The 13279-nt window shown below is 43.2% G+C and carries 8 protein-coding genes; 1 reads left to right on the top strand and 7 read right to left on the bottom strand.

Annotation, left to right across the window (positions count from 1 at the left end; genetic code table 11):
* Positions 1–25 precede the first annotated feature (25 nt).
* From B3P16_RS02675 to B3P16_RS02660, 4 genes are all read right to left on the bottom strand, one after another.
* On the bottom strand, positions 26–1783 hold the full coding sequence (locus B3P16_RS02675) for a RagB/SusD family nutrient uptake outer membrane protein (protein ID WP_115049467.1): 1758 nt from the start codon (positions 1781–1783) through the stop codon (positions 26–28).
* A 23-nt stretch (positions 1784–1806) separates the two neighbouring features.
* A complete protein-coding gene (locus tag B3P16_RS02670; RefSeq protein WP_286841281.1) occupies positions 1807–5343 on the bottom strand; it encodes a SusC/RagA family TonB-linked outer membrane protein in 3537 nt (1178 codons plus the stop codon).
* 249 nt (positions 5344–5592) lie between these two features.
* A complete protein-coding gene (locus B3P16_RS02665) occupies positions 5593–6864 on the bottom strand; it encodes a FecR family protein (protein ID WP_286841279.1) in 1272 nt (423 codons plus the stop codon).
* Between the two features lie 64 nt (positions 6865–6928).
* Positions 6929–7528: an RNA polymerase sigma-70 factor gene (locus B3P16_RS02660; RefSeq protein WP_053003692.1), complete on the bottom strand. Its 600-nt coding sequence runs from the start codon at positions 7526–7528 to the stop codon at positions 6929–6931.
* A gap of 155 nt (positions 7529–7683) precedes the next feature.
* On the opposite strand from B3P16_RS02660, the gene B3P16_RS02655 reads away from it, so the two are divergent.
* Positions 7684–8832, top strand: coding sequence for an alginate lyase family protein (locus B3P16_RS02655; RefSeq protein WP_286752936.1), 1149 nt, complete (start codon positions 7684–7686; stop codon positions 8830–8832).
* A gap of 62 nt (positions 8833–8894) precedes the next feature.
* Here B3P16_RS02655 and B3P16_RS02650 read toward each other — a convergent pair whose 3' ends face one another.
* The 3 genes from B3P16_RS02650 to B3P16_RS02640 form a co-directional block, all read right to left on the bottom strand.
* A complete protein-coding gene (locus B3P16_RS02650) occupies positions 8895–10400 on the bottom strand; it encodes a glycoside hydrolase family 32 protein (RefSeq protein ID WP_286841277.1) in 1506 nt (501 codons plus the stop codon).
* Between the two features lie 66 nt (positions 10401–10466).
* Complete coding sequence (locus B3P16_RS02645; RefSeq protein ID WP_286841276.1) at positions 10467–12071, bottom strand: glycoside hydrolase family 32 protein; 1605 nt, start codon at positions 12069–12071, stop codon at positions 10467–10469.
* A 60-nt stretch (positions 12072–12131) separates the two neighbouring features.
* Positions 12132–13244 (bottom strand): hypothetical protein, encoded by a 1113-nt coding sequence (locus B3P16_RS02640; protein WP_286841274.1) that lies wholly within the window; start codon positions 13242–13244, stop codon positions 12132–12134.
* Between the last annotated feature and the right edge of the window lie 35 nt (positions 13245–13279).

Here is a 13279-nt window from a genome sequence, read left to right as displayed (position 1 = left end):
TAGGTTCATTTTATACCCACAAAAACTAATCAATCCAACCCGGGTTTTGCACCAGGTTCACGTTCATCTGTATTTCTGAGGTCGGAATAGGCCATACGGTCAAGAAATCGCCTTTGTAGCTATAATTCCCAACATTTGTCCCCCAGACCTGCTTACGTCCATTGCCTGCTTGAAACACTGTCTCTTTCCAGGTCCCCCAACGCAATTCGTCAAAGTAATTGATCCCTTCATTCGGGAACTCCACACGGCGTTCGTTGCGAATACGTGTACGTAAATCATCTTTTCCGCCAACAGCTGTTACAGCATTGGAATTTAAAAGTGCCAGCCCCGCACGCTGGCGAACTTCGTTAACTTTTGCTATAGCTTCATTCAATTTACCATCTTCATTCAAGGCCTCGGCCCACATCAATAAAACATCAGCATAGCGAAAAATCGGAAAATCGATAGGTCCATAATTACGATCCACGAGCTCATTGACTCCTTCAGCAACAAATTTTCGATAGAAATAGAAGAAATTGATCTGCGTATCACTCTGAATATCGCCGTCTACCTGTGCCTGCCCACGAAATGGCCAGCGCATAAATTGAAGACTTTCAACATTCGTAAAATTATAGGCACCCCTAAAAGTCGAATAAGGCGTCACGACATTGGCCTGCAAACGGGGATCGCGATTTTCATAGGCCTTTTTGATGCGCTCCTCATTGCCTTGGGGCAGATAAAGACTCATTTTTGCACCTCTTAATACCGCAGCTGCCTTCTCCGCATCTGTCAAGTTGTTACGTAGAAAAAAGACCTCCCTTTCATTTTCGGTTAAACTGCTGTATCCTGGAATAATTTTATCCCATTCAAACTTAGAGCCATCGTTATTTTCGTATAGATCAACTAAGTGTGGTGAAGGCATATAGTAATTCCAGCCTCGCGAATAGACCGAGGGCCAACCGCAAAATAGCTGCATATTATTCCCATATCCCTGTTCACTGCGATGCTGAATGGAAAAAATCATCTCAGGACACTGCTCATTGGCCTCCTTAAACAAAGCTTTATAATCGCCGAACAGGGTGTGGCCAGCATCTTTTACTTTTTGAAAATCAGCCGCTGCTTTTGTCCAATCCTTTCGATAAAGATAAACTTTACCCCGTAAGGCATAGGCTGCCGCTTTAGTTGCATGTCCATAATTTGCATTACCCGCGGGATAACGATCGGGGAAATTGCTTTCAGCAATACAATCGTTCAGGTCAGCCAATATTTGATTCCAAACCTCCTCTTCCGAACTACGTCCTTTAATGGCCTCCGCCGCTGTAAAGGGCTCGAGATAAATGGGTACTCCTTTGTAGAGTTGGTTAAGTCGAAAGTAAAAATAAGCGCGCAGAAATTTAGCTTCCGCAATATATTTTGCTTTCTTTTCTGCTGTAGAAGGCGATTTTATGGGAATATTCTTTAAGGCGTCGTTTGCACGCTGAATACCTTCATATTGAATTTTCCAAACGTTCAAAAATAAGGGGTCTCCCGCGGTAATGGTTCCCGTCAATAAGGGTTCATCAAAACGTGCCTGCCCCGTATAGGAAAACCGATCAAACTGATACAGTTCATAGGGTGAGATCAGTCCACTATGCCCCATCAGGAGCCTAAACGAACTATAGATTCCCGCAACGCCCAAATCTGTTAAATTGTCGGTTGTCCACATCGTTGCCGTGGAAACCGATGAATATGGAGAGGTATCCAAAAGATCTTTTTTGCACCCTACTATACCTGTTAGCAATACAATCGCTAGAAATTTTTTCATCTTTTTCATGGTGTTCATTTAGATTAAAAGGTTAGATTCAAACCCAATGAATATTGACGCATCGTTGGGTAGTTGACGACAGACGAGTTGATCAGCGAAGGATCATTGCTCGCAGGTCCAATTTCCGGATCCAGTCCAGGGAACTTGGTCCATGTCAACAGGTTTTCACCAGCTAAATAAATCCGAAGTTTAGCGATTGAGAAACGTTTTGCTATGCTTTCAGGAAGGGTGTAGCCTAACTGAAGATTTCTCAGCTTCACAAAAGACGCATTATATAAGTAATAATCGCTGGTACGTCCATTCTGTGCATCGGTCACCCCTTTTAAGCGTGGATAATAGCCATCTATCCGATTGTTGGGATCCGAAGGATTCGCGGCATTATAATAATAATGGTTGTTAGCGACCAATGCCGGGACTGATTTCCCCTGTGCGACGATAGAGGAATTGAGATAAAGTTCATTCCAATAATACGACATACCTGAAGAAGCGGACCAGATCATGGACGCATCAAATCCTTTATAGGCCATGTTGATACTAAGACCATAATTGAATGCTGGTGTTGCCCTTTTGCGCATAAACTTTTGGTCATAGACATTTCCATAAACACCGTCACCGTTCATATCCGAATAAATCAAGTCGCCATACCAGATCTTGGTAGGATCTATCCCGTCGGCGGGCTGAAATGAATAGCCTGCAGCGACCATAGCCTTCAACCATTCCATATCCTGTTCTGTCCGGATCATTCCGTCGCGAGGTCCACCATTTTTATCAACGGAGCCATCCGCTAAGAAGTGGCTTCCTGAGCCACGGTATACGTTGTATAAATAGAATTCATTGATTTCGTGGCCTTCCAGAATCCGTTGGTTTACTCCATTAGAAACCATACCGATATTGGACTGGTAAACCCGATTACCGGCGGCATCAGTGACATACCCCTCCGACAATGCGCCTTTATATTTTTCGACACGATTGGTATTATAGGCGAAGTTGGCTGATACGCCATATTTAAAATCGTTGATTTTATCTTGGTATCCCAGCGTCAATTCAATCCCTCGTTTGCTCACTTCGGCAATGTTCATCGTCGCTGCTGTAGCGGTACCTGTGGTCGCCGGAATAGTCGGGACGTATAGAATTCCATCCGTGTAAGCGCGATAGGCATCAAATTCGACGGTCAATTTATTTCTCCATGCTGTCGCTGTAAAGCCTACATTTGTCGTAGTGGTGGTTTCCCAATGCAACAGGTCATTTCCTAATTTAGTCTGCGCCAAACCACGAACAGCCTGGTTATTGAATGAATAGTTTACAGTACCGTACGAGGGCAGATGATCATAATTACCCGGGGATGCATTATTTCCGGTTTTCCCCCAGGAGGCCCTTATCCGCAAATCATTCAGAAAAGACTTAAGTGGACGCATAAACGATTCCTCCGAAATACGCCATCCTGCGGAGAAGGCCGGAAAGAAGCCCCAGCGCTTGGCGGTTCCAAAGCGTGATGATCCATCGTACCGTAACACCGCTTCGGCCAGGTATTTATTATCGTAAGCATAATTGGCGCGACCAAAAAAGGAACGTAAACCGTAGTCGAGCTCATCACCTGTGATAGAACTCATTGTTGTTGCCGAATTAAATGTCGTCAAGTCGGGGTGTACAAGTCCCAGTTTAGCCGCCCCTATATTATATTGGTTAAAATACTGTTCGTTATAGCCCAAGATACCGCCAACGTCGTGTTTACCAAAAGATCCTGAATAACGTAATACATTATCAATAATCACATTGTAGCTCTTGGTAAGGCCATATTGGGTTGTAATTTGTCCCGACGAAAGCGCAGCTGTACTCAATTTGTTGGTTGCAAAATTCCATTTTTCATAAGGCACCTGATGGGAGTTGGTTTCGGTATACGCATAATTGTAATTTACCTTAGATTCAAACTCCAACCCCTTCATTAAATTTAACTTTGCAAATATTGTGGTGTTGAATCGGTTGACCTGGTTCTTCCCTCCCATTCCATTTAGAAAAGCTAGGGCATTGTTTGCGGTTGCCGATTCTTCGGCGGCAGCCGGAAAACCATAAGCGCCATTGTAATAAGGATAAACTCCGGGCACAGTCTGTGTCAGGTAAGAATATGCAGTTACTACATCGGCCACACTCAAATTCTGCATATCGCCAAAGGTCTGGGTACCCACCGTTAAAAACTTGGCAACTTTCGATTGTAGATTAATACGCATGCGTATCTTGTCGGCTCCAGTTTCGGGCATGGTCCCCGGGTTGTTGAAATAACCTACTGAAAAGAGGTATTGCGTGTTCTCACTCCCACCATTTAAGGATAGATTGTGATTTTGTAAGAGTTTGCGTTGTCCAAAAAGCACATCTCCCCAATTGGTATTGGGATACGCAACTTCATTGGGAATCCCAAATTCGGTCAATCCATTCGGATTTTTCTTCGCTTCTTCCCAGAGATTGATTGTTGCATCCGTATATACGGCCGCCTGCCCCAGATTCTTGAACCCTTCATTCACAAGGCGCATATGCTGCGCGTAGTCGGTAATAAATTCGGGTACATTATTGGGCCGTAGCATCGAAACCATTCCCGAATAGGATACATTATTTTTTCCCTTTGATCCTTTTTTTGTCGTAATTAAAATAACTCCATTTGAACCCAATGATCCATAAATTGCCGCTGTTGCCGCATCTTTCAAAATGGAAATCGATTCTACATCATTGGGATTGACAGCATCCATGGATCCGACAATACCATCGATCACCACCAAGGGTGAGGTATTGTTTAAAGTTCCCTTTCCTCGGATCAGGATATTAGCGCCATCTGCCCCCGGTTTTCCGGTTGTGGTCTGTACGTTAACCCCCGCCGCGAGTCCGGCCAGAGAAGAGCTAAGTGTAGCCGTTGATCTGTTTTCCACCGAACTTCCGTTCACGGTCGATACAGCACCAATCACATTTGCGCGTTTCTGACTTCCGTACCCGACAACAACCACCTCGTCTAGACCACTGACAAGCTCTTGAAGCACAATACTCAATTCTTCATTGCCGGTGACACTCTTTTCTAGACCTTGGTAACCGACGTTTGAAACTACCAAGGTTGCATTGGTAGTTGGTAACTGGATGGTAAATTTCCCATCTTGATCTGTCACCGTGGAGATATTGGTTCCTTTCACGGTAACGGTCGTTCCTACCAGGGCCTGTCCTTTGCCATTAACGACTTTACCGGCAATGCCCCGCTGCAGGACTTCTTTGTGTTCGGGAATTAATGGATTTCTTTTGGGTTTTATCACGATCACCTCATCTTTTTTGATCCATTCCAGATCCAGAGGTGCTACGATAGCATTTAATGCATCTTCCAATTTGGCATGCTGTATATTGACTGACAAGCGAGTCTGTGCCAGCGACTTGCCATTTAAGAAAAAATTGACGCCACTCTGCTTTTGGAGATCGCGCATCACCTGATTTAAGGTGACGTGCTTAGCGGTTAAGTTTATGGTTTGCGCATTTCCTTCTGCAAACAGCTGCATTGCAGTCAGTAAAGAAATGAGTACGATTAATTTCATAATCAGTATACTTCGTAAAGTTAAACTCCACGGGTGTAGCCTAACAAATGGATAAAAAATCATATGTTTGTACGGTTTGTATGTTATTTATAAATGGTTATCAAAAATTTGCCTTTGGGCAACACTTGTAAGTATATGCATCCAATTTAAGGCAGTGCCCCCCAGCACTGCCCTTTTTGTGTTGCTTATACCTTTCTCCAGCTCAAGAAGAGTCTATAGTCATTTCTTTTTTCATCAATATTTAAGGTTTTATTGCAATGGTGTCACCAATAAGATATTTTTTTCCTGACCTTTACTCAACTCAAAATGCAACCCACCTTCTTCCAATACATCGAGTACGTCACGGAGTGACTTGTTTCGTTTGATACGACCATAGAAATGCGTTTGTGGCACTTCGCCCTTGTACCTCACTTCTACATTATACCAGCGACCAATCTGCTGCAATGCATCCGACACCGGTGTTTCGTCAAAATAAAACAAGCCATCTTTCCAGGCAGTGAACGGCGCTGTATCTACATTTGCAACTTGTATATTTCCATTATTAGTATTAGTCGATTGCTGACCGGGTTGAAGGTATATTGCCTGTGAAGCGCGATTATCGTTTGATAATTTGACCTTCCCTGTGATTAAAGTTGTCTTAATAGCCGTATTTTCCGGATAAGCATTCACATTGAATGTTGTCCCAAGCACCTCAATTTCCTGCCCTTTACTGTGTATTTTGAAAGGTCTCGAGCTATCTTTGGTCACCTCGAAAAAGGCCTCTCCCAACAGGATAACTTTTCGTTCATTTTTGGCAAAGGCCATCGGATATTTTAGCGAAGAGGCCGCATTAAGCCATACTTTTGTTCCATCAGGTAAAGTAATTTGATACATCCCCCCCAGCGGTGTGGTCAACTCCAACATCGCCTTGCTTGGATCCATTTGCTGGCCTTGTTTACTTAAGGCATCGGCGATAGATTGCCCATTTTCGTAGGTGATATTTTCCCCCATGACAATCCCCGAAGCCTGCTTATCGAGTTCCAAAACTGTACCATCTGCCAAGCGAAGAGTGGCACTGTTTCCGCCAGGCTGTACAGCATCATCCTTTGTATCTTCCAGTCCAGCGAGATTCCTGTCCGCCAGGGTATGACTCGTCTGCTGTTGCCAAAATATTACTGAAAAAACAAAGAGCAATAGACAGGCCGCTGCAGCCCAATAGGGCCATCGTATGGAGATAATAGTTTTCTTCTGGATCGGCATACGATCTTCCCCTCCTTTTTCCAATAAGTTATCGTTATCTTCTTTTCCTTGCTGGATTTGTTTTTTGATGGTTTCGAGTATTATTTTCAATCTCGATTCCTCCATTTTACCAACAGACGAAGGCCGTAGTAAACTAGCGACTAGCGCCTGATCGATCGCATCCTGCTCACTGGTGTCAGTAGTAGAAAGCGCTTGCTGTAGCCATTCGATCTCCTCAAGCGAACAGTTCCCTTCTTGATATTTTTGAAGTAATTGGTCTATTTTAGATTTATTGGTCTCCACTGAGCTGTATTTTAAAGTAAATACACACAGCATGAAATAAAGGTCTGCTCTAGAAAAAATTTTTTTATTTAGCCGAATAGAGAAGCAATGCCAATAACAATGATGAAAATCCACTATCCTGCAATGCGCCACTTCGGATAAACTTATTTGCTTTGACAATATGGTCGCGAACTGTCGCAATGGAAATCCCCATTTCTTCGGCGATCTCTTGATAACTTTTACCCTCCAGCTTGGACAGCCTAAATATTTTTTGGCGTTGTTTGGGCAATTTGCTCAGTAATTCCTCGACCAGGACCAAGGCTTCCTTTGAATCCAGCACTTTATCAATAGTATTCTCGGATTCCACTACCCCATAGGCGAGCTGGATCTCGGATTCCATTTCCAATTTCAACCTTCGTTTGAAATTAAACGTAATATTACGTGAACAGGTAAACAGAAATGCGGCGAAAGATTGTTCAGGATTTATTTTTGTTCTATTTTCCCAAATACGTAGAAAAACATCCTGAAGTAAATCTTCAGCGATAGTTTCATCTTTCAAAAACCTAAGAATATTGGCGTAAATAATCTGGCTATAGCGATGGTACAAAATATCAAAGGCCTGGATATCTCCATAGTGAAGTTGGCACAAGAGTTCCTTCTCAGGCAGATTTTGATCGATGTCCATAATTGATTATTCTAGGCATGAAGTTAATTACTTCGCTGCAATAATTCAAATCAAATTTCTGAAGCCCAGTAAACTTATTGTATTTTTTTTTTAATTTGCAGGAGCTAATCCCCCCATAGCTGCGCAATCAATTGATAAACGTATCCATTTAAAACATGCAAAATTTTAGATATTATTTTCGGAAGCTCAGCCGTTCGACAGCTCAATGTATTAAAATAGGGTCAACCTTGATTCTGATCTATTTTTTTACGGCTTCTTCTCCCTGCCATGCCCAATCTCTTATGCACCCGAATGCACAGATTAAGTTTGTAAAATCGCAGATCAGCAAAAAATCCGAACCGGTATATACGGCGTACAAGCAATTGATTACGCTGGCCGATTCTCTTTTATTGACCAATCATCATGCTGTCGAAGATTTTAGCGTCCCTGGCTTTTATAGCGATAAAGAAGGCCAACGTGCCATGGCAAAAAAACTCCACACAGACGCTTTTGCCGCCTATTGTACGGCCCTCGCCTATACGTTGAACGGGGAGCAGAAATATGCCCAAAAAGCCCTTTACTTCATGAATGCTTGGGCCACCATCAATAAAAAATATTCCCAGTTTGACGGACCAGTTGTACTTTCTTATGCTGGTGCCGGATTAATGATTGCAGCAGAGCTGCTCAAAAACGATCCGCTCTGGGCAGAAAACGATCTTAATCACTTTAAAAGCTGGACGATCAGCGTCTATCAAAAAGCGACACATTTCTTACGTGAAAGGCCAAATAATATTGCTGATTGGGCAAGGTTTGCAAATTTGCTTTCGGCCAATTTTCTTGATGACCCAAAAGAGCTCGCCTTCACCATATCATTGATTAAAGGCGATCTTTTTGAAAAAATCGCAGCGGATGGTCACCTCATTGAGGAAGTAAAACGAGGAGAAAAAGGTTTATGGTACACCTATTTCTCGTTGGCCCCATTAACAGCCTCCATGTGGTGTATACGTCAGGTGACGGGCGAGAACCTGTTTGCAGCCACGAAGGATGGGAAATCGATCAAAAAGGCCCTAGATTACTTATATTATTACAATCAACATCCTACAGCATGGCCCTGGTTTAAAAATCCTGACGTAGACATTCACAACATGACGGTAGGCGTCTGGCCTTCCAACCTACTTGAAGCCATGAAGGATATTTATCAGACGGCTGAATATGATTCGTATCTCTCGATTTACCGTCCAATTATCTACAAAAAGAATCATTTTGCCTGGACTTTCCCGACATTAATGCCGGTATACTTGAATCAGGCCAATAATATAGAATAGTATAAACCATAAAGCGATCCTTCGTGAAAACGAGGATCGCTTTAATCGTGTAAATTGGGGTTCTATTTCTTAAATCCAGCAATACCGAGCTCTTGAAACTCCAGCTTTTTATTCCCCACGATACGCACCTTGGTTATCGGTCTGTTCGGAAAAAATAAACTGGTCATTACCGTTAGTCCCCCATCTGCAAAAAGCTCCACAGAGCTCACATCAACATACAAGCTGAAAGAGAGTTTTCCGTTATTCAGCAGGCGTTGTGCTGAAGCTATCTTTGGGAATTCCTCGTTAAACGACACTTCCCCGGACTTAGAACGATCAATATAATAGGCATTTTGATCTTCACGATAACCAATAACCAATTCGTCACCAGATTCATTTGATAAGATCACTTTGAAAGACTGTTGCTTCAAATCTTTGAGGTCCAAACGGTACGCTTGCGGGAGATGTTGCTCGAACGAAACTTCCTTCGTTCCGCCGCCATGGTACTTTTTAAGCGGTCGAAATGCAGTTTCAATTTCTTTGGGCGCAGTACTTGCAACGTAGAACGACTGTCCAATTTTATCCAACGATAAAACACGTGGTATGGTTGAGGAGGAGCGCCATTTTGTGGTAGGAACCACATTGGCATATTGCCAGTTGCTCATCCAGCCAATCATCAGGTGCCTATCCCCCAGGTTACTCCAAGTTACACCGGCATAATTATCGGGTCCCCAATCCAGCCACTTTATTTTGGTATCTTCTGTGTGGAACTGATGTCCATCAAAGTCACCCACAAAATATTGTGTTACGGAACCACCGTTGGGCCCACCTGGATTGATACTGACCAACAAGACCCACTTTGTAACTCCTTTGTAGTCCATGGGAATAAGATCGGGGCATTCCCAGACGCCTCCATGGGCTCCCACCTCTTTACCAAACTCACTTTCCTTCTGCCATGTTTTCAAATCTTTGGAAGAATAGAAAGTAATACAATCTTTTGTAGCTAAGGTCATAATCCAACGTTGGCTATGCGCATGCCACATCACCTTTGGATCCCTGAAATCCCATATGCCAGGGTTTGGTAATACTGGATTGCCTTTATATTTTGTCCAGGTAAGACCCTTATCTAAACTATAAGCCAAACTTTGATTTTGATGCAATCCCGTTTTCCGATCCTCTTCCTGATGATTGTGATGGGTAAAAATGGCGACCATAGCATCTTTCCCAAACCCTGCGGTGTTGTCTTTATCGATCACAGCGCTACCTGAGAAAATAGTTCCCAAACTGTCGGGGTACAATGCGATCTTCTGCTCGTCCCAATGGATCAAATCTTTACTGATCGCATGGCCCCAATGCATTGGTCCCCAAACGGGCTTTTCGGGATTATGCTGAAAAAAAAGATGATAATTACCGTTCAAATAGACCAGCCCATTGGGGTCGTTCATCCAGCCCTGCTGTGGAGTAAAATGGTAAAGTGGGCGATATTTTTCTTCAGCATCCCGTTGTTTTTGCTGTCCCATCTGGGCCAGACTTGTACCGACAATACTTAGCAAGAACATCGTAAGTCCGTATTTTTTTAATCTTATCATTTTTCTTTTGTTTACGTTTATAATCCGATTATTGTTCGCTTCAATAAGCAAATATCTTATAAATTATCAGGAAGATTTTTCAACTTTCAACCCATTCACTGTAACAGTTCCCTGATCCACAAAAATAGTCCATGGATTTTGATCCATTTTATAGATCCGGTTGGTAAAAGCAACACGATCATTCACATACACGACACAGATAGACTTTTCAATACTAATTTTCAGATTAAAAATCCGATTGGTCGGTACGGTGAGTGGTGTAAAATTGAGTGCTGTTTTACTTCCGCCACCATTTCGAGCCTCCTTATTCATAAGCAGGGCCGGCATATTCCAACGATTGGATGAAGTCAGGTCAAAAGCAATGCTATACACTTCGGTCGGATCATCACATGCTCCAAATGAAAAACCAAATTGATTGGATTGCGAAGCATCAATAGTCATTGTCATTTTTACGGTCGACGTATTTCGGTTAAACAGCGCATAGCTTCTTCCCCCTGATTGAGCTGACAAACGATAGGTTTTATTCGACTCAGAAACTTGACCAACGCTGCTCAGTTTTTCAAAGGCGACTTCTTTATTGAATTTGCTGTTTAGGGCCTCCGGAATTTTAGGATACAACTGTCCTGACGTTCCCTGAACCAACTGATGGGAAATTAGATTTCCAGCCCAGGGCAGTTCGTTGTTATTATTGACGGTTTGTCCCGTTGAACACCAACCCGAAAGATAACGTGTTGTACCATCGCTAGCCGTCTTGCCAGCATAGAGATAAAGTCCATCAAAGGTTTCATGATGTCCTTCGGCATCCCGACAGATCATCCAGGGACCATCCGGAGAATCCGCAATACGATAAAATGTCTTGCGATGTTCATCCCGGTTGATCCGCGAAAACAACAGATACCACTTATTGCCCATTTTAAATAGATCCGGGCATTCCAATAGTTCAGCATCTGTTTCGATGCCATATTTTTCCACTGTCCCTGTCGTCGCAACGAGCGGTTCAATCATCGACCAACTGCTTAAATCGGTTGACTGATAACGTGCAAGGATTCCTTTTCCGTCTTTTCGCGTCGTGACTAGCATCACGTAGGCATTACGGCCTTCATCCCAATAAACGTGCGGATCCCGAAAATTATTTCGATCATAGCCCACCGCAGCCTGCAGTGCCATAGCTGGTTGCTTGGTCCAATTCATTAAATCAGTGGAGGTAGCCAACATGATCTTTTCTGCTGGAGTAAAAACACTGTTATGACCTGTATAGAAACAGTAATACACTGTTCCTTTTTTGATAAAACTTCCTGTTCCGATCCATTCATCCTGACTCCCCACAGCGCCCGACGACAATACTTCGGTATAGCCCTCAAATGTTCCAAAGTCACTTGTTCGCGTGCTATAAATCGGGTGCCTGTTGGCGTTCTCATAGAGATAAAACAAGTAGAACTTTTTATCGCTGGCATTGTAATAAGGCATGGGATCGCCCACAAACCCCTGCTGAGGCCTATAGAATCGTTGATATGGGCCAGCCTCCTGCCCCGAAATACAAGCCGTAGAACTGTCCACAGGTTGTATTGTTATGGGCTTATCTACCACTGTCGAACGCTCGTCGCTATTCTTGCAACTTGTCAACAAGCTGAGCAAGAATACTGTCGGAAGCAAATACATTTTTGGTCTCATGATTTAAATCTTTCTATTAATCCCTTATAATCTATCATCGCTTGTTTTATTTGTATTCGATCATTCTTTAGGTAATGCTTTCAATTCGTCCCAGTACATCCGTTGGGTAGGAAATGCCACGGGCTGTCCATTAGGATGCTCATGCGGCATCACAAGTATATTGTTGATGATAGCCTTTCTTCCAGCAGGAATCTGAAAAACCAACTCTTGCCACTCCCCAACGTGCTCCTTTGCATAATTAGCCCGCAACCAATCTTTTTGCTGTTCACCATCCGATTGAATCTCCAATTGTACATCTCCCGCTACATCCTTCAATATCATAATGGAAAAACGGCCATATTCTGCCGGATTGATAGTCACTTTATTTGCATTCCACAGCGCACCACCATGCCAGCCTTCGCCCGTTTTATTATCCCGGACAAAAGACGCACAGAACGGTGTTGCATTAATTCCCGTAGTTTTCGGGTTGGGATAAGGTGAATCTACGGCGCTCACCCCTAACCCGTCGAAATGTGGAACGCTTGTTTCGCCATTATAAATCATCAGGATCTGTTTGGGTTCCGTGCCAAAAATCGCTGTTACCGTATACTGGAACGTCTGCCCCATATACGCAAGGCTGTATTTTATCGGAGAACTTAAATCCACGGGGCCACTCTGATTGGGCGTTATGCTCGCGCCAGCTGTAAATTCTATCGCAGGTGATAAGTTCTTCAGGTCTGTCCCCAGGGGTAGGTAAATTTTAATGCTTTTATTTTTCTGATCGATGATTCCAGCTTTTTCTCCGATATGGAATGCCGTTATTTCCGCTTTGATTTCTTTGACGGTTACTTGATAGGTGTTGAATAGATTTCCATTAAACACGCGGTAAGTAATTGGTGTTGTTCCAGAAAATGAAAAGTTCTGGGCGATACCTGAAGCTGGAGAAACCTTGGCATTATTGGGCAATTCAATCGTCGGAGCCACCGCTGAAAGATCTGTGCCTTCAGGAACCATGACAAGAATGGTACCTTTTGCCGGATGTATTTTTCCAGCGGTATTACCGACCTTGAAGGAAAGTACCTCTACATCTGCGTTCAAATTGAGTGTGCTATCGGCATCACGCTTGCAGGCAGCAATAAGCCAGATAAGCAGGATAGTAATCCCTACTTTTATCGTATTTTTTAATGTGTGCATTGGAATAATTGGTTATGCTAATCGTTCAACAATAA

The organism is Sphingobacterium sp. UBA7631, assembly GCF_002483935.1.
Classification (GTDB): domain Bacteria; phylum Bacteroidota; class Bacteroidia; order Sphingobacteriales; family Sphingobacteriaceae; genus Sphingobacterium; species Sphingobacterium multivorum.
This window is presented reverse-complemented; position numbering and strand designations above follow the sequence as displayed.